At 33.8% G+C, this 17,867-nt stretch carries 18 protein-coding genes; 13 read left to right on the plus strand and 5 right to left on the minus strand.

The genetic code is table 11. The features are described from left to right. The first annotated feature begins 167 nt into the window (after positions 1–167). The 5 genes from SH09_RS02570 to SH09_RS02590 all read left to right on the plus strand — a co-directional run bounded on the left by SH09_RS02570 (position 168) and on the right by SH09_RS02590 (position 4,884). Positions 168–1,541: an AMP-binding protein gene (locus SH09_RS02570; RefSeq protein ID WP_042738056.1), complete on the plus strand. Its 1,374-nt coding sequence runs from the start codon at positions 168–170 to the stop codon at positions 1,539–1,541. Beyond that, positions 1,538–2,695 (plus strand): thiolase family protein, encoded by a 1,158-nt coding sequence (locus SH09_RS02575; RefSeq protein ID WP_042738057.1) that lies wholly within the window; start codon positions 1,538–1,540, stop codon positions 2,693–2,695. Before SH09_RS02570 ends, SH09_RS02575 begins: the two co-directional genes overlap by 4 nt. Further along, on the plus strand, positions 2,652–3,017 hold the full coding sequence (locus SH09_RS02580) for a hypothetical protein (protein ID WP_042738058.1): 366 nt from the start codon (positions 2,652–2,654) through the stop codon (positions 3,015–3,017). Before SH09_RS02575 ends, SH09_RS02580 begins: the two co-directional genes overlap by 44 nt. Beyond that, positions 3,017–3,280: a hypothetical protein gene (locus SH09_RS02585; protein ID WP_042738059.1), complete on the plus strand. Its 264-nt coding sequence runs from the start codon at positions 3,017–3,019 to the stop codon at positions 3,278–3,280. The genes SH09_RS02580 and SH09_RS02585 overlap by 1 nt, the downstream gene beginning before the upstream one ends. Positions 3,281–3,471: 191 nt before the next feature. Further along, the gene (locus SH09_RS02590; protein WP_042738060.1) at positions 3,472–4,884 is read left to right on the plus strand and encodes an MFS transporter; all 1,413 of its coding nucleotides are present in this window, start codon (positions 3,472–3,474) and stop codon (positions 4,882–4,884) included. A gap of 703 nt (positions 4,885–5,587) precedes the next feature. Here SH09_RS02590 and vraX read toward each other — a convergent pair. Beyond that, entirely contained in the window at positions 5,588–5,758 is a 171-nt protein-coding gene (gene vraX, locus SH09_RS16525) for a C1q-binding complement inhibitor VraX (RefSeq protein ID WP_042738061.1), read from the minus strand. Between the two features lie 339 nt (positions 5,759–6,097). Beyond that, positions 6,098–6,928 carry a bifunctional hydroxymethylpyrimidine kinase/phosphomethylpyrimidine kinase gene (thiD, locus tag SH09_RS02600; RefSeq protein ID WP_042738062.1) on the minus strand — a complete coding sequence of 277 codons (831 nt, stop codon included), beginning with the start codon at positions 6,926–6,928 and terminating at the stop codon, positions 6,098–6,100. 169 nt (positions 6,929–7,097) lie between these two features. Between thiD and SH09_RS02605 the strand changes: the two genes are divergently transcribed. The 6 genes from SH09_RS02605 to SH09_RS02630 all read left to right on the plus strand — a co-directional run bounded on the left by SH09_RS02605 (position 7,098) and on the right by SH09_RS02630 (position 12,222). Beyond that, positions 7,098–7,754, plus strand: a complete 657-nt coding sequence (locus SH09_RS02605) for a uracil-DNA glycosylase (RefSeq protein WP_042738063.1) — start codon at positions 7,098–7,100, stop codon at positions 7,752–7,754. 3 nt (positions 7,755–7,757) lie between these two features. Next, positions 7,758–8,141 carry a DUF5327 family protein gene (locus SH09_RS02610; protein ID WP_042738064.1) on the plus strand — a complete coding sequence of 128 codons (384 nt, stop codon included), beginning with the start codon at positions 7,758–7,760 and terminating at the stop codon, positions 8,139–8,141. A 24-nt stretch (positions 8,142–8,165) separates the two neighbouring features. Then, the gene (locus SH09_RS02615) at positions 8,166–8,528 is read left to right on the plus strand and encodes a DUF423 domain-containing protein (protein WP_119199058.1); all 363 of its coding nucleotides are present in this window, start codon (positions 8,166–8,168) and stop codon (positions 8,526–8,528) included. A 54-nt stretch (positions 8,529–8,582) separates the two neighbouring features. Next, entirely contained in the window at positions 8,583–10,070 is a 1,488-nt protein-coding gene (locus SH09_RS02620) for an APC family permease (protein WP_042738066.1), read from the plus strand. Positions 10,071–10,248: 178 nt separating this feature from the next. After that, complete coding sequence (locus SH09_RS02625; RefSeq protein WP_042738067.1) at positions 10,249–10,704, plus strand: MarR family transcriptional regulator; 456 nt, start codon at positions 10,249–10,251, stop codon at positions 10,702–10,704. Between the two features lie 120 nt (positions 10,705–10,824). Then, a complete protein-coding gene (locus tag SH09_RS02630; protein WP_042738068.1) occupies positions 10,825–12,222 on the plus strand; it encodes a DHA2 family efflux MFS transporter permease subunit in 1,398 nt (465 codons plus the stop codon). A 337-nt stretch (positions 12,223–12,559) separates the two neighbouring features. Here the strand turns inward: SH09_RS02630 and SH09_RS02635 are convergent, their stop codons facing one another. The 3 genes from SH09_RS02635 to hemQ form a co-directional block, all read right to left on the minus strand. Next, positions 12,560–13,018, minus strand: coding sequence for a threonine/serine exporter family protein (locus SH09_RS02635; RefSeq protein ID WP_042738069.1), 459 nt, complete (start codon positions 13,016–13,018; stop codon positions 12,560–12,562). Positions 13,019–13,029: 11 nt separating this feature from the next. Then, entirely contained in the window at positions 13,030–13,803 is a 774-nt protein-coding gene (locus SH09_RS02640; protein WP_042738070.1) for a threonine/serine exporter family protein, read from the minus strand. Positions 13,804–14,377: 574 nt separating this feature from the next. Beyond that, positions 14,378–15,127 (minus strand): hydrogen peroxide-dependent heme synthase, encoded by a 750-nt coding sequence (hemQ, locus tag SH09_RS02645; RefSeq protein ID WP_042738071.1) that lies wholly within the window; start codon positions 15,125–15,127, stop codon positions 14,378–14,380. Between the two features lie 160 nt (positions 15,128–15,287). Here hemQ and pta point away from each other — a divergent pair, with 160 nt between their 5' ends. Together pta and SH09_RS02655 are read left to right on the plus strand one after the other, a co-directional pair. Beyond that, entirely contained in the window at positions 15,288–16,277 is a 990-nt protein-coding gene (pta, locus tag SH09_RS02650) for a phosphate acetyltransferase (protein ID WP_162846339.1), read from the plus strand. Further along, a complete protein-coding gene (locus tag SH09_RS02655; protein ID WP_042738073.1) occupies positions 16,277–17,113 on the plus strand; it encodes a lipoate--protein ligase family protein in 837 nt (278 codons plus the stop codon). The genes pta and SH09_RS02655 overlap by 1 nt, the downstream gene beginning before the upstream one ends. Positions 17,114–17,867: the final 754 nt, after the last annotated feature.

The raw sequence follows: 17,867 nt of genomic DNA on the forward strand, positions 1-17,867 counted from the left end.
AGCAAAATCCTTGAATATATTGTTGTTTCAATAATGAATTGCTAGTGTTGAGTCTGAAAATAGGGATTAATATGTCATCGGTCACCCTATTTGTATTTTTTTCAAAAGCATAAAGTGACTATAAAATGTTAATATATAAAATATAAAAGTTTACAAAGAGAGTGGATATGATGCAACTACTAAATAAGATAGCAAAATATGCTGAACAACAAGGATCGCAGATTGCCCTTGATTTTGATGGAAAGCAATTAACATATGCACAATTACAAGCTGAAATTAATCGAGCAAGACAGCCAATTTCAAAGTTGGAGTCAAATAATATTGTGGCATTAACGATGCAACAACCTCTATTACTGATTGTTAACTATCTAGCTGTTTTAAGTGAAGGTAATATACCATGCGTATGTGATTTTCGATGGACGAATAAACAACGTAAGCAGATATTAGCTCATTATCAAATTCCATATGTTATGGATGATAAATTAACTGTTATTACTACGGGTTATTCACAACAAGATACATATGATAATACGGAGTTACAGTTATTACATATTGGTTTTACATCTGGTACGACAGGTTTACCAAAGGCATATTATAGAGATGAACCATCTTGGATAAATTCTTATGTAGAAAATGAAAAACTACTAACAACAACAATATCGACAATACTAGCGCCTGGTCCCTTATCTCACTCATTATCGCTATATGCATGTATTTATGCATTATATAGCGGGAGATCATTTATAGGACAGCAAACATTTAGTGCAGCATTATTTATAGATCAAATTACAGCAGTACAACAGCAAGTTGCTCTATTTTTAGTGCCTACGATGTTAATTGCATGCCTCACAGGTTATCAGCAACTAAATGGGCAACATTTTATATTTAGTAGTGGAGATAAATTAGCACCACACATTAGGGAAAAAGTGTCACTCATGTTTCCTAAGGCAATTGTTGTAGAATTTTTCGGAACATCTGAAGCGAGTTTTATTAGTTACAATTACAATAATCAGGCGCCTACTAACTCGGTAGGTAAATTATTTGATAATGTATTTGTTCGTTTCGATAACCAAGATCATAATCAGATTGGCACACTTAATATTAATAGTAATATGGTGTTTAGTGGATACGTAGATCAAGGATTTCAACAAGATGAATGGATTCGCACTGGAGACTTTGCATCTATGGATGATGCGGGCTATCTCTATTTACATGGTCGAGAACATGACCGTTTGATTATTGGTGGTAGGAATGTCTATCCATCTGAAGTTGAGGAAGCAATTAAAGGTACGGGATGGTTTGATGAAGTGTTAGTTATTGGACAAGCACATCCTAAATTTGGAGAGATAGCTATTCTATTGTACAAAGCCCCAACATCAATAGACTACATTGACTTAAAGTGCTACTTATCACAGCAAATTCCAAGATATCAGATTCCATCAAAATTAATCAGAGTTGAACAATTTGAATATACTGTAAGTGGGAAAATAGCACGTCATAAGATGAAACAATGGTATAGAGAGAGTGGGGATAAGGGATGAGAGAACCAGTTATTGTCGCAGCTAAACGAACAGCATTTGGAAAGTACGGGGGGCAATTACGCCATTTGGAACCAGAGCAGTTGTTAGCCCCTTTATTCAATTATTTTAAACAAACTTACCCATTTATTATGGGGGAAATAGATGATGTAGTGCTAGGTAATGTTGTTGGAAATGGCGGTAATATTGCACGTAAGGCTTTGTTAGAAGCTCATTTAAGTGATGAAATTCCTGGACTTACAATCGATAGACAATGTGGCTCAGGATTAGAGTCTGTCATTCATGCTTGTCGAATGATTCAAGCGGGTGCAGGTGATATCTATATTGCCGGAGGGGTGGAAAGCGTTAGCCGCTCGCCATGGAAGATTAAACGTCCTCAGTCAGTCTATGATACACAGCTTCCGGAATTTTTTGAGCGCGCATCATTTGCTCCTGAGCATATCGATCCATCGATGATTGAAGCGGCAGAAAATGTTGCCAAATTATATGCAGTGTCTCGCGAGCAACAGGATACATTTGCATGGCAAAGTCATCAAAAAGTAATACAAGCTTACACTGATGGCATTATACCAAATGAAATAATTCCTTTGAAAATTAGAGGTCAACAATTTGATGAGGATGAAAGTATCAAGCCTAACTTAACAGTACATACTTTAAATCGTTTTAAGCCATTATTAGAACAAGGAACAGTTACAGTTGGAAATAGTTGTATGAAAAATGATGGAGCAGTATTACTTATAGTTATGGAACGTGAATTAGCAAAACATCATGGATTTGATCAAGGTTTGCTATTTAAACATAGCAAGACTAAGGGTGTTTCACCTGAAGTTTTGGGCATAGGTCCAGTACCGGCTGTTACAAGTTTATTAACTGATGCAGAATTCACAATGGCTGATATTGATGCTGTAGAGTTAAATGAAGCCTTTGCCTCTCAAGTTATCGCCAGTCAACACGCTCTAAAAATACCAGATGATAAATTAAATATATATGGAGGTGCGCTAGCAATGGGGCATCCCTATGGTGCGAGTGGCGCAGCATTAGTTACACGTTTATTTTATATGAATAACAAACAACGAACGATTGCGACAATGGGCATTGGAGGTGGAATGGGGAATGCAGTCTTATTTGAACGATGGAGAGGAAACGTTAGAGATTAACTTTTCTCAAGAGGAAGTTGCTCAATATTATAGCTTTTTCAAACAACCCATAAACAATATAGTACCACCTTTGCAATGTGCACGAATTTGGCCAAAGTTTAAAATGTTTCATAAATTTGAGCAAGAAACTTTGTTATTACAAGAAACAATAATTGAACAATTTGAAGATATCTATGTTGGAAATCAATATACAGCAAAATTAACAATGATAAAGCAAAGAAAAATCAAACAATTCATCCAATATAGCTACAAGTTAGAAATGAATAAAAATTCTAAAAAGTGTATTAATATCACTCAAGTGTTTTTGAGAAAGGTGACGTAATGATTCGAATAGCAAAAAATGAAGTGTTAGATTATTTGCAACTTGTTCATGATAAAAATCCAATCCATCAACAACTTGTGCCAGGTCAGTTGGTTGTAGAAATAGCGAAATTAAGCCTTAATATTTCATGGACAAATTATAAAATTAAATATGTTGAACCTGTTGAAATAAATGAATTCATCCAGTTTGAACTTGCTGAAGTAGGTCATATCATTGTTTCAAATTCGGATAAAAGGGTAAAAATCCACATCCTTAAAATTTAAAGGTATGTATATAAATTGTATGTAGTTAAAAAAGTGGTTTTCAAAAATTGTAAAATTCTTCTGTCTTGTTTTTTTGATTTATTGCAAAATGAATAAAAATAAAAAATAGGAAATTAGAGAATTGTATTCAATTTGACAAAATAGATTAACTACGTATAATAATATAACATGTTAAGGGGAGTGACATGTTCATGGATTATGATAAGGATTTTGATAAAAGTAACATAAATAAGGTAGATCCTAAAGCAGCTAAAAAAACGGTATTTGCCACTGGTATTGGTAATGCGATGGAGTGGTTTGACTTTGGTTTATATTCTTATTTAGCAGTTATAATCGGACAAAACTTTTTCAGTTCGGTAGAAAATGATCAACTCAAAACTATTTTTACCTTTGCAACATTTGCAATTGCATTCTTACTTAGACCTGTTGGTGGTATCATCTTTGGTATTATCGGGGATAAGTATGGTAGAAAGGTAGTATTAACAACCACGATTATCATGATGGCATTTTCAACATTGTTAATCGGACTATTACCTACATATGATCAAATTGGTGTTTGGGCACCTATACTACTGCTATTTGGTAGGGTGTTACAAGGATTTTCAACTGGTGGAGAATATGCAGGTGCAATGGTGTACGTAGCGGAATCTTCACCTGATAATAAAAGAAATACACTTGGTTGTGGACTAGAAATTGGTACTTTATCTGGTTACATTGCAGCTTCGGTTTTAAGTGGTTTATTATTCTTCTTCTTAGATGATCAACAAATGGCATCTTGGGGTTGGAGAATTCCATTTATACTTGGACTATTCTTAGGTATCTTTGGTTTCTATTTAAGAAGACGTCTAGAAGAGTCGCCGGTATATGAAAATGATGTTGCGACACAACCGAAAAGAGACAATATTCATTTCTTTACAATCTTAAGATATTACTATAAAGATATTCTTGTTTGTTTCGTTGCAGTTGCATTCTTCAACTGTACTAACTATATGGTAACTTCATATATGCCTTCATATTTACAAGAAATAATTAAACTAGATAGCACAACTGTTTCATTTTTAATTACGATTGTAATGGCGATTATGATCCCATTAGCGTTAATGTTTGGTAGAGTTGCCGATAAGATTGGTGAAAAGAAAGTATTCTTAATTGGATTAATCGGAACAGCATTGTTTAGTGTTGTATCGTTCTCATTCTTCCAATCTAAATCATTAGTATTGATTATCATCGGTATCTTTATTCTAGGTTTCTTCTTATCTACGTATGAAGCGACGATGCCTGGTTCTTTACCGACAATGTTCTATACACATATTAGATATAGAACTTTAGCTGTAACGTTTAACGTATCTGTATCATTATTTGGTGGTACAACGCCATTAATCGCTTCTTCATTAGTAGCGAAAACGGGAGACCCATTATCTCCAGCTTATTATTTAGCAGCAATGAGTGTCGTTGGAATAATTGTAATTTCATTATTACATGTAAGTACGGCAGGTAAATCATTAAAAGGTTCTTATCCAAACGTACAAAATGATAAAGAATATGAATATTACGCCAACAACCCAGAAAAAGCATTGTGGTGGGCCAAAGACAAACGTGTTTAATTACTAGAAAAAATAGTATTGGAATAATAAATACTGTTAATTGTTTCATGTCTAGGACATTGAAATATTTAGAATGAAAAATAAGTGCATGGAATATCGCACTATATTGAATAAAAGAGATTCTGGATTGTAAATTTCAGAACTATAGCACTCAGATGAATTCATCCAATTTATCTGAGTGTTTTTCTATGCTGTACTATGTTTTATGAGCTTGGTTTCTTAGAAACGGTTTTCTAATTTAAGTAGATATGTGTGGTATAGATGTCAGACCGAAAGGAATAGAATGACCGATTCTCTTTCGATTGTAAGCGGAAATGTGTATGATAGATACTTTGGTAAATCGAGTTATTTGAAGTATAAGGTGTCGAACGTAACGAATATTTATTTAAATTAACTAAAGAGCAAAAAACAAGGAGGCTGTCATATGACAACCTCCTTGTTCTATTGGCATAACACGTGTTAACGACAATACTTCGAGTTGCTCTCCAAGTGACAAAGGGGACAATCTTTGGTCGAATGGGCGTTATGCCAATTAGGGTGAGTGTTTTTAGGAATGTTTTATGCAAAGTAGACTAAAGGGGACAACTTTAATCATACTTTTGAGTTTTAACTTCATATTTTTTTGGGGTAGTTATTTATGTTCTTCTGAATTTGTTCATCGAGTTTTATCTGTTTAGTCTTTGATGTTCGTTCAATCATGTGATTAATAGCTTAATTTCATACTATCAACATCACCTTCAAGTAGAGAGAGTAACTTATATAATTCGTTTTTACTAAAGTTCTCATCAAATTTAACAGTTATCGATTTAAAGGTCTTGGTGATAATTTCATAAATTGGGTTTCCATTTTCGATTGTCTGTTTGTAGATAATCATGTTGTAATTCCCTCCTTTGTCTCTCTACACTTAATATAGTAATATAATACGTTATATTTATCATGAGTCTGTAGTATCAACTTTAATTCAGACTATTGTCGTACTAGAATGTTAAGCTCATGTTAACTATATTTAAGGTATGTCAGACACTAACATTGATCGCATTTAAGCAAGAATTTAAAACAACAAATTTAGTATCTATGAGAAATAATTAGCATGAATTCCTTCTATATAATAATGCAGCCATGAGTTGAAGGAATATGGACACAAACAAAAAAGGTAGTTGCATAGCGAGTATGCGACTACCTTTGAGAGATTGTATATCGTTCTAAAGCGACTTTAAACTTCAGTTACATCGATATCAATATGTTCGATACGGTTATAAGCACCATGATCTACAGGTCCGACGAATTCATTCATCTTCCAACCATGTTTAATTGCAGATGCTACAAATGCTTTAGCAGCGATAACTGCTTCACGAGGTGATTTGCCATTTGCTAAATAAGCAGTTGTTGCTGCAGCAAAAGTACAACCAGCCCCATGATTGTAACTTTGTTGGAACATATCTGTAGATAATTGATAGAATTTATCGCCATCAAAGTATAAATCATAAGATTTATCTTGATCTAAAGCCTTACCACCTTTGATGATAACGTGTTGTGCTCCGTGGTCATGAATAATTTTAGCTGCTTCTTTCATGTCCTCGATCGAAGTCAATGTACCTAAGTTGGCTAATTGACCCGCTTCAAATAAGTTTGGTGTCACTACAGTTGCCTTTGGTAACAAGTACTTAATCATTGCATCTGTATTCCCAGGATTTAGTACTTCATTTTCCCCTTTACAAACCATAACTGGATCTACGACAAAATAGTCAGCACCTGATTCAACAAATGCTTCACCGGCACGTTTGATAATTTCTTCAGTTCCTAACATCCCTGTTTTGACTGCATCAGGTCCAATAGAGATAGCAGTTGCAAGTTGCTTTTCAAATACATCAAATGGCAATGGTGTAACATCATGAGACCATGTTTTTGTATCCATAGTCACGATAGAAGTCAACGCCACCATGCCATAAGTATCTAACTCTTGAAATGTTTTCAAGTCTGCTTGCATACCTGCACCAGCGCTTGTATCAGAACCAGCAATTGTTAGTGTTTTCTTTAAAGCCATTGAAGTTCACTCCCTATATTTTTATATGATAATATCATACCACGATTGTCGACTATTCTAAATAATGAGAATTTATATAATCTTTGGATTGTTTAAATGAGTTTAATAGATGTAGTAGTAACGTAGAAGTTTGCTATATGTTAATATATACAATGAGGTGATTCACTATATGGAATGGTCCGATATATTTCATGAAATTACGACAAAACACGACTTTCAAGCGATGCATGATTTTTTGGAAAATGAATATACGACACAAATCGTTTATCCAGATAGAAAAGACATATACCAAGCCTTTGATTTAACACCTTTTGAGCGAGTAAAGGTAGTTATTTTAGGTCAAGATCCTTATCATGGACCAAATCAAGCACACGGGTTAGCTTTTTCAGTGCAACCCAATGCTAAATTTCCACCATCGTTGAGAAATATGTATAAAGAATTAGAAGATGATATTGGCTGTCACAGAAACTCTCCGCACTTACAAGATTGGGCGAGAGAGGGTGTATTATTATTAAATACGGTATTAACAGTTCGCCAAGGCGAAGCGCATTCACATAAAGATATTGGTTGGGAAATATTTACGGATGAAGTAATAGCGGCAGTATCTCACTATTTATCGAACGTAGTATTCGTATTGTGGGGGAAACCTGCACAACAAAAGATCAAACTAATTGATACAGAGAAACATCATGTAATCACAGCGCCCCATCCGAGCCCATTATCAGCATATAGAGGATTCTTTGGCTCGAAACCATATTCACAAGTGAACGCATACCTTGAGTCACATGGAATTAGTCCAGTTAACTGGTGTGAAGGTGAGGAATAATATATGGAAAAGGAAAAAGTAATTCAACTTATTGAACAAGAGCTTGTGCAAGCTGATGAAGCGAGTAGTAAAGTTGAATTTGAAAAACATATCTATGCAATACGTACATTGACAGAACTTGTAACAAGTGATTCGAACAATGTATCATTCTATGAGCAACGACAGGTATTATCTAAATCTGCACATTCACAAGGATTATCACAATCAAATACATCGGTAACAACGAATCAACCGAAGAGCGATGAAATATCAATGGCTGAGTTGAAGGCGATGGGTGGTCATGTACCATTAAAGCAACAAACGACGACAAGTGATAACGCTGTGTCAGGAAATCGAATGGTTACTGATGATGAATTAGGTAATGGCGAATCTATTTTTGACTTTTAATATAGAAGGGATATAGCAAACATGATGAAATTATTTATTATATTAGGTGCTTTAAATGCGATGATGGCAGTTGGTACGGGGGCATTTGGAGCCCATGGATTGGAAAACAAATTGTCAGCTAAATATATGTCAGTTTGGGAGAAGGCTACAACGTATCAAATGTATCACGGTTTAGGATTATTAGCGATTGGTATTATAAGTGGTACGACTTCAATTAACGTTAATTGGGCTGGTTGGTTGATGTTCTTCGGTATTGTATTTTTCAGTGGCTCATTATATATATTAGCATTGACGCAAACACGTATATTAGGTGCAATTACTCCAATTGGTGGCGTATTGTTTATAGTAGGTTGGTTAATGTTAATTATTGCAACAGTTAAATTATAATTGTTTAAGAATTCATCTTGTGGTTAAATACATTCCATGAGGTGAATTTTATTTATGGATAAAAAAGATGTGCAAGTAGATAGAGGGGACTTAAAGCAGAACTTGTCTGAAAAATTTGTTTGGGCAATTGCTTACGGTTCTTGTATAGGTTGGGGTGCATTTATCCTACCAGGAGATTGGATTGCTAAATCTGGTCCTATGTCTAGTGCGATTGGTTTAATCATTGGTGCATTACTGATGATACTTATTGCAGTTAGTTATGGTGCTTTAGTAGAACGATTTCCTGTTTCTGGGGGTGCATTTGCCTTTAGTTTTTTAGGATTTGGTAGATATGTTAGTTTCTTCTCATCATGGTTCTTAACCTTTGGTTATATCTGTGTTGTTGCCTTAAATGCGACAGCCTTTAGCTTATTAATTAAGTTCCTATTGCCTGATGTATTGAAAACGGGCAAGCTTTATACGGTAGCTGGATGGGATGTTTACATAACTGAAATTATTATCGCATCACTATTATTAATTGTGTTTATGTTTATAGCTATTGTAGGTGCTAGCGTATCAGGATCGCTACAATATTATTTCTGTGTTGCAATGGTTATCACAATTTTATTATTATTCTTCGGCTCTTTCTTTGGCAGTAACTTTTCATTAGAGAATTTACAGCCACTTACTAACGAGCATTCAGGGTGGTTAACATCGATTGTTGCAATCGTAGCAGTTGCGCCATGGGCATATGTAGGATTTGACAACATACCACAGACGGCTGAAGAATTTAATTTCTCTCCAAACAAGACATTTAAATTAATTGTCTACAGCTTGTTAGCTGCTGCAATCACTTATGTTGTAATGATTTTCTTTACTGGATGGTTAAGTACATCAAGTAAAAGTTTAAACGGTAATTTATGGTTAACAGGCGCAGTAACACAAGAGGCCTTTGGTTATATTGGCTTAGCAGTACTTGCAATCGCCATTATAATGGGGATCTTTACAGGACTTAATGGATTCTTAATGAGTTCAAGTCGATTGCTCTTCTCAATGGGACGTGCAGGTATCATGCCAACTGTGTTTAGTAAACTGCATCCACGTTTTAAAACACCATATGTAGCAATTATCTTTTTAGTAACAATTACTTTAATTGCACCATGGTTGGGTAGAACAGCTTTAACATGGATTGTAGATATGTCTTCAACAGGTGTTTCTATAGCATATTTTATAACTTGTTTATCAGCTGCTAAGTTATTTAGCTATAACAAGGCGAGCAACACTTATGGGCCGGTTTACAAGACCTTTGCTATTTTAGGAACGATTGTTTCATTTATATTCTTATGTTTATTATTGATTCCAGGCTCACCGGCATCATTATCGATACCTTCATATATTGCTTTAGCCGGTTGGTTGGTCATTGGTTTGATTTTCTTCTTTGTTCGTTATCCTAAATTGAAACAGATGGATAATGACAAATTGAGTCAACTTATTTTGAATCGAACTGAAGACGAGTTGGTAGATTTAATTAATGAAAATAAGTCAACTAAAGCAAATCAATAATATTTTTTAGTTATAATAAATGCAAATTACATTATTTTATTTGTCTATTTGGCGAATCATAAAAATCCTTACATCAATCAAAGTGATGTGAGGATTTTTATGTTTGAGGTATATGATATGATATATTGTGAGTAAGCTAGTGGTCAGCGTTTATGTAGAGTAGAAAAGGAGTGATATCATGGATAAGTCAGAACAGTTATTAAATGATATCAAGGAAGTATATGATAAGATTGTGTGGCTTAATAAACCTGTTATGGAAGAACATTTAAAGGGTTATACACCAACTGAAGTGCATTGTATTGATGCGATTGATAAGTTGAATAAGCCTAATGTAAGTAAATTATCGAAAAAGCTTTTTATGACACGTGGAGCGATTAGTAAATTGACTAAAAAATTAATCGACAAAGGTGCTATAGAAAGTTTTAGAGAAACACAGAATAAAAAAGAAATTTATTTTCAATTAACTGATAAAGGACAAGAAGTGGCTGTGCTTCATGCATCATTACATAATAAATTTAGAGAACGTGATAAACCAGTATTTGATACCGTAACTGATGAAGCGTATGATGTAATGTTAGATTTTTTAAGTAAATATAATGCGCATTTAACGAAAGAAATAAACAACAGAAATTAATAAATTAAGGTTAGGAACTCAATTGAACAATGATTGAGTTCATTTTATCTACACTTATTGTTGACTAGGAAACAAAATCGAGGTATATTGTTTCCTGAGAAACAATAAGGAGGTTGCAGGATGACGCAATCATTAAATAAGATACCACGACATATGATGTTAATGGCTTGGTTGATCGTATTAGGTGCCATTGCACCAATGCTTGATGCTACTATGATAAACATTGCTATTTCAGACTTAACACACGACTTTAATGCAACGCTCAAGACTATACAATGGGGGATTACTGGCTATACACTCGCAATTGGAATAGCAGTACCTATTGCAGGATGGTTAATGAATCAATTTAATAGTAAATGGATTTATATATATGCATTAATTGTATTTGCTGTGATGTCATTATGTGTGGCATTAAGTGGGACGGTTCAACTATTTATTCTATTTAGAGTATTCCAAGGATTAAGCGGAGGCATTATTTCTACCTTAATGATGACACTTTTAGTGAAAGTTACTGATCAATCCTATTTAAACAGAATCATTGCAATAGTAACGACACCAATGATTTTAGGTCCTATGCTAGGTCCAATATTAGGAGGTATGATTGTTGAATATGCAAACTGGCAGTGGATTTTTTATATTAATGTATATATTATGGTCGTCATTGTGCCCATTTTAATTTATTTTTTGCCTAACTTTGAACCTTTTAATAAAGAAAAAGGGTTTGATAAGATAGGCATATTATTATTAACATTGATTTGTTTGTCTACTATGTTATGTATAACACAAGCAACAAACCAGCATAGTTTAATCAACCGAGTGACTATTATATTTGCACTAATAACTATCATACTGATATGGAGTTATGGTTATTACAATAAAGTTAGAAATTATCAGACCATTTTACCTACAACTTTGTTTAAAAAACGTAATTTTTTAAGCTCGACAATGGGGTTATTTATTGCGAATTGTGCCATTTTAGGTCCGATGATTATATTTCCATTATTTATTGCCAATTTAAATGATTACAATACAGTTGGTATTTCTATTGCATTGATTCCACAAGGATTAGGTATGTTAATTGCTAGACCGTTTATTGGTATCTTAGCTGATAAATATGGAGTTAAAGTAATTTTAATGATTAGCCTGGTTTGTTCTATTGTGTCTACGATTCCGTTTGTTGTTATGTCTGTAAACACACCGATGATTTATTTTGAAGTGGCATTATTTATTCGCGGATTATGTGTAGGCGGTATTATGTTGCCATTTACAACAAATGCTTACCAAGGTTTGGAGGATCACCAGTTATCTGAAGCAGGTGTAGGTATTAGTATGATTGAGAATGTGGGCGCGAGCTTCGGAGCTGCCATCTTATCAACATTAGTAAGTAGTATGTCTCAACTATTGCAAAATCAATTACAAGCATTTCATGTTGCTTTCTTCGTAACATTTGTACTATTCCTATTGCTCTTTATACCGACATGGATGATTGAAGGTGTAAAAGAGAACAGCAACACATAATGTGAAAACATATACTGTAAATAAATCTTGAAAAATAACCCATAAATGAAAATAAACGCATTTATGGGTCATAGAATAGATAATATTTTTATAGTTGGTTTGCTTTATTGATAAGGCGTTGAACCTTTGCTATTTGACTAGTATTTTTATCGTAGCTGTCTTGCCAAAATAGCTATTGAAAAATTATGATTTTATATAAAAAGAGAATTATTCCAACAAGACATAGTTTTCTATTTTTGAAATTGGAAATTATAGTTCAAACATTTATAGGTTAATAACTATTATATAATCTGGCACATGTGAGCGATGAACGCTATTTAGAAAGAGAGTATAAGTATTAAGGTTTACGATGGCGACTGAGTTTGTATTTGTCAGATAATATCAGTTTAAAGAAATGATCTGCAAATAATAAACCAAGTGCAATGGCACCAGCGATTAACGTAACTTCTAACATCGTATTGATGGCTTTACTAAATTCTAATAATACAAGGTTTTTCGTTGCATCGAATGCCAAGCCTCCTGGAACGAGAGGGATGATACCAGGAATCATAAAGAGAATCACTGGTTCCTTCTTAACTCGTGCCATAATATGACTGAGAATTCCTAAGACTAAGCTGCCGAAGAAACTAGAATAAATAGTATGTAATTCAAAGGTTTCATAGAATAATGTGTAAATCATCCAACCACTTGCACCAACGAAGCCGACCGTGTTATACAAGCGCTTCGGCACATCGAAAATGACTCCAAAAAACAATGAAGCAGTATAGCTAAATACTAAATTTAATATCCAAAACATAGACATTACTCCTAAAAAATTATGAGAATCGTACCAACACCCGCGCCGATACCAAATGCAGTGACCAGTGCTTCAAGTGATTTGGTCGTAAACATTAACATATGTCCACCAAATAAATCTTGAATTGCATTGGTTATCAATACACCTGGAACGATTGGCATCACAGCAGCAATTATGATTGTTGCACCGGAACCACCGGGGAATAATTCACGTCCTATAACGGTTATTAATCCAATAACCATAGCACCAGCAAATTCTGGAATAAATTGTGCCTGTAATTTACGATCTAACACTTCAACCACTAAATAGCCAAAAGCACCTGCAACCAGCGCTGTAATTACATCGACAAAGTGGCCTCCTTGTAAATATAAGAAACTTACCGATATGATTGCGGCAGCGATAAATTTGAAAAGCAAATCATGGTTAATGCTTTGTGATGTACGAATTTTACCTAGTGCTTGATAAGCATCTTCAGCTGATATATCGCCACTGGCTAAACGTCTAGAAATTCTATTGGTTTCAGATATTCTATGTAAATTTGTATCTCTTGTTTTTATCCTGAAAATTCTTGGATAGGTTTCATCATGTAGCATAAAGTTTATAACAGTATTTGTGACGAAACTATTACTTTCGGTATAACCAAGTGTATGAGCAATATAGGTCATTGTATCTTCGACACGAGATCCCTCAGCGCCAGATTCAAGCAATATTCTACCAGCCAAGACGATAATATCTTTGGCCAGCTTTTCATCATAACTGTCAATAGTTTGAGGATAATTTGTCATTAGATCACCAGTAAGTAAGATTTTGTAATTGCGCGATGTTTAATTCCTAAATAGCTTGGAAATAGAAATTACTAAGATTACGTTTATTCTAACACGATATCTATGATAAATAAGCATAAATTTATGCTTGTTTTGTTTATAAAATTTAGAGCTATTATATTTAGTGCAACTCTAGAAAGTCAAATATGTTTCAATTATTGCAAATAGGTTAATATAATATTAGTTAACTGTTACAACTTGATATTGAGTAGCGACAATCTCACAGTTTGTTTAGCAGTTAATAATTAAATTAAGTAGTGATTAAAGTTCTCCCAAACACACTACACAAAACAGGCTAGGGTGAGCATCCTAGTAAAAAGAGAGCCCATTGAACTGAATGTTTCAACGGGCCCTCTTTTTTTGTAGCTATTGTATGTCAGTTAGTGCTTATCTATCGTTAGAACTTATAATTACAAATTGAAATGAATGGGTTGGCATTTAAGAAACTTTAGTTAATACAATAGAAGACAACAAAAAAGACGACCTCATCATTTGAGGGCGTCTTTGGCTATCATAAATTACGATTCGAAGTAGTTTATACGTTGAATAAATCTTGTAATTCGTCTTTTGTAACTACATGACCTACATAGAAACTACCAAAATCACCATAGCGTGCTGTTGTTTCATCGAAGCGCATTTCGTATACTATTTTCTTGAATTGTAATGGGTCGTCAGCAAAAAGTGTTACACCCCATTCATAGTCATCGAAACCAACAGAACCAGTGATAAATTGTTTGATTTTTCCTGCATATTTGCGACCAATCTTACCATGGTTATACATAAGTTCTTGTCTTTCTTCTAGAGGTAACATATACCAGTTATAAGTTTCATTACGTCGTTTATCCATTGGATAGAAACAGATATATTCTGATCTTGGTAATTCAGGGAATAAACGTGGTTTAATATGTGGATTCTCATATGGATCTTCATCGGATTTCCCTGCAAGATAATTTCCTAATTCAATGATAGAAACAAATGAATAAGTTGGAATTAAGTAATCCGTAATCTTTAATTTGTTAAATTCATTTTCAAAGGCATTTAAATCTTTCATTTCTGGACGTAGTGCCCATAATAAAATGTCCGCCTTTTGACCGGTAATATTATAAAATGCATGATCACCAGTATTGTTTGTACGTGCTGATTCATGCTTGTTTAAAAATGATTGTAATTCTTCAACAAGCGCTTGTCGCTCTTCATTTGGAACTAAACGTAAACCTGTCCAATCAATAGCATATAATAAATGTAAACTATACCATCCATCTAACGTTTCTGGTGCTTGTGGCATCTTAATCGCTCCTTTATAAATTCTTGTCTACACTTAAAAATTTTACCATAAAGGTAGTGGTATAACATAAGTAAATGATTACAAATTAGTGACATGGAATTCTATAAAAAAATGGCGTATAATGATTGTGAAAAGTGAATATAAAAAACTCGAGGAGGCCATTATGTCTTTATTAGATGTATTACAAGAAAAACTTTCAGGAAAAAATGTTAAAATCGTATTGCCTGAGGGAGAAGATGAACGTGTATTAACAGCAGCAACACAACTACAAGCTACAGATTATGTAACACCTGTATTATTAGGTAACAAAGCAAATGTTGAAGCTTTAGCTACTGAAAAAGGTTTAGATCTTTCAAATTTAGAAATTATCGACCCTGAAACGAGTGAATTAAAAGCTGAACTCGTTGAAGCTTTCGTGGAACGTCGTAAAGGTAAAGCTACACAAGAACAAGCTGAACAAATGTTGAAAGATGTCAACTACTTTGGAACAATGCTTGTTTACACAGGTAAAGCGGAAGGCCTAGTAAGTGGAGCAGCGCATTCAACTGGAGATACAGTGCGTCCTGCATTACAAATCATCAAAACAAAACCAGGCGTATCAAAAACATCAGGTATCTTCTTTATGATTAAAGATGATCAACAATATATCTTTGGAGACTGTGCGATTAATCCAACACTTGAAGCACAAGATTTAGCAGAGATTGCTATCGAAAGTGCAAAATCTGCACAAAGCTTTGGCATGTCACCACGTGTTGCAATGTTGAGCTTCTCTACTAAAGGTTCAGCAAAATCAGATGACGTTGAAAAAGTTTCGAATGCTGTAAGTTTAGCTCAAGAAAAGATTAAAGCTGATAATTTAGAAGATATCGTTGTAGACGGTGAATTCCAATTTGACGCTGCAATTGTACCTGAAGTTGCTGCCAAAAAAGCACCAGGAGCTCAAATTCAAGGTGATGCAAATGTATTCGTATTCCCAAGCTTAGAAGCAGGTAATATTGGTTATAAGATTGCACAACGTCTAGGAGGATTTGACGCAGTAGGTCCAGTATTACAAGGACTAAATTCACCAGTGAACGATTTATCAAGAGGTTGTTCTACTGAAGATGTTTATAACTTATCAATCATCACTGCTGCTCAAACATTACAATAATGGATTTAACAAGCAAATATTTTAATGGTATCGATTGGCGCTATATTGATCATTCATCTGGTTTAGAACCGATGCAGTCCTTTGCGTTTGATGATACGTTTTCAGAAAGTGTAGGTAATGGTGCATCAAGTAATGTGGTGCGAACTTGGATTCATCAGCATACTGTGATTCTGGGGATTCATGATTCTAGATTGCCATTTTTACATGAAGGCATTCGTTACTTGACTGATGTGCGTGGATATAATGCTATCGTTAGAAATTCTGGTGGACTTGGTGTGGTATTGGACCAAGGTATTCTGAATATTTCCTTGATTTTTAAAGGGAAAAATGAAGTGACGATTGATGAGGCATTTACGGTGATGTATTTATTGATTGCCAAGATGTTTGAAGATGAAGATGTAGAAATTGAAACTCATGAGATAGAACAATCATATTGTCCAGGAAAATTTGACTTAAGTATTAACGGGAAAAAGTTTGCAGGTATTTCACAACGTCGTGTACGAGGTGGCATAGCAGTACAAGTGTATTTATGTGTCGAAGGTGATGGTAGTGAACGTGCGAGCATGATGAAGGACTTTTATGCGCATGCCTTAAATGGAGCTGCAACTAAATTTAAATATCCGGATATTGACCCACAGTGTATGGCATCACTAGAAACATTGCTTGGTAGAGAAATTACTGTGCAAGACGTAATGTTTCAATTATTATATGCGCTGAAGGATTTGGGTAGCCGTCTTAATATGGAACCAATTACCGACGAAGAATATACACGTTATGATGGTTATTTTGATAAAATGATTGAGCGTAACGCTAAAATTAATCAAAAAATGAATTAGTTCAAGCGTAAGTTGAAAATATAATTTGAGAAGTGTATGAAGCACAAAGTACCAATTTTGGTCTTATTAAATGCGGTTTTAACCTTGCATTTAGTTATGCTTTGTCTCATACGCTTCTTTTTTATGTGCTTTTTTATTATGTTATTCTATTTAAAGTGGTTATATTGTGGTAAATAGAATAAATGAAAGTATAGCTTATTACATTCAATATAAAAGTAATGTTCAAATTAAATAACAATGACAAGTGATATTTTATTTGAAGAGATTAAAGCATTCTATATGATTCAATAACACAAAAAATATAAAAACAAGCGACTACAATTTTCTAATTGTTGAATTATGTAAGCTAAAAAAGTAATATAGTAAAAGTGAAGATGTATAGCGGTTTATATTTTGAATATGCTGGTGAACGATTTATAATAATAGCGTATTGTATATAATTAGTAGCAGGTAATAAGTTTTTTATGAACTGTGAATGAATAACGTTATATTTCATAAGTATGACTATAGTTGTATATCATAATTTATAAACTGTGAGATAATAAATAGAAATGTGATTAAGCAAATACTAAAACGATAGTAGCAAAATGTTAATAATCGTAATGTGATTTGAAATGACTTGCCCAAAATAATTTAACTTAAATTTCCTGGGAAATTTTGTATAATATTTTAGGTTAGTATGAGGAACTGTGTAATTATTTTGTCTATAGTAAGATTGAGAACTTAAATCATAAAATTAAAGAATAGCTAAAGG

This window comes from Staphylococcus gallinarum, from assembly GCF_000875895.1.
Lineage (GTDB): Bacteria > Bacillota > Bacilli > Staphylococcales > Staphylococcaceae > Staphylococcus > Staphylococcus gallinarum.

Excerpts from the sequence above, each read along its gene's own strand:
- SH09_RS02610 (WP_042738064.1), top strand. The coding sequence starts at position 7,758 with ATGGAAAAGGAAAAAGTAATTCAACTTATTGAACAAGAGCTTGTGCAA.
- SH09_RS02580 (WP_042738058.1), top strand. The coding sequence starts at position 2,652 with ATGCAGTCTTATTTGAACGATGGAGAGGAAACGTTAGAGATTAACTTT.
- SH09_RS02655 (WP_042738073.1), top strand. The coding sequence starts at position 16,277 with ATGGATTTAACAAGCAAATATTTTAATGGTATCGATTGGCGCTATATT.
- SH09_RS02640 (WP_042738070.1), bottom strand. The coding sequence starts at position 13,803 with ATGACAAATTATCCTCAAACTATTGACAGTTATGATGAAAAGCTGGCC.
- SH09_RS02605 (WP_042738063.1), top strand. The coding sequence starts at position 7,098 with ATGGAATGGTCCGATATATTTCATGAAATTACGACAAAACACGACTTT.
- vraX (WP_042738061.1), bottom strand. The coding sequence starts at position 5,758 with ATGATTATCTACAAACAGACAATCGAAAATGGAAACCCAATTTATGAA.
- SH09_RS02590 (WP_042738060.1), top strand. The coding sequence starts at position 3,472 with ATGGATTATGATAAGGATTTTGATAAAAGTAACATAAATAAGGTAGAT.
- SH09_RS02625 (WP_042738067.1), top strand. The coding sequence starts at position 10,249 with ATGGATAAGTCAGAACAGTTATTAAATGATATCAAGGAAGTATATGAT.
- thiD (WP_042738062.1), bottom strand. The coding sequence starts at position 6,928 with ATGGCTTTAAAGAAAACACTAACAATTGCTGGTTCTGATACAAGCGCT.
- SH09_RS02620 (WP_042738066.1), top strand. The coding sequence starts at position 8,583 with ATGGATAAAAAAGATGTGCAAGTAGATAGAGGGGACTTAAAGCAGAAC.
- SH09_RS02630 (WP_042738068.1), top strand. The coding sequence starts at position 10,825 with ATGACGCAATCATTAAATAAGATACCACGACATATGATGTTAATGGCT.
- SH09_RS02615 (WP_119199058.1), top strand. The coding sequence starts at position 8,166 with ATGAAATTATTTATTATATTAGGTGCTTTAAATGCGATGATGGCAGTT.
- SH09_RS02575 (WP_042738057.1), top strand. The coding sequence starts at position 1,538 with ATGAGAGAACCAGTTATTGTCGCAGCTAAACGAACAGCATTTGGAAAG.
- SH09_RS02635 (WP_042738069.1), bottom strand. The coding sequence starts at position 13,018 with ATGTTTTGGATATTAAATTTAGTATTTAGCTATACTGCTTCATTGTTT.
- SH09_RS02585 (WP_042738059.1), top strand. The coding sequence starts at position 3,017 with ATGATTCGAATAGCAAAAAATGAAGTGTTAGATTATTTGCAACTTGTT.
- hemQ (WP_042738071.1), bottom strand. The coding sequence starts at position 15,127 with ATGCCACAAGCACCAGAAACGTTAGATGGATGGTATAGTTTACATTTA.
- SH09_RS02570 (WP_042738056.1), top strand. The coding sequence starts at position 168 with ATGATGCAACTACTAAATAAGATAGCAAAATATGCTGAACAACAAGGA.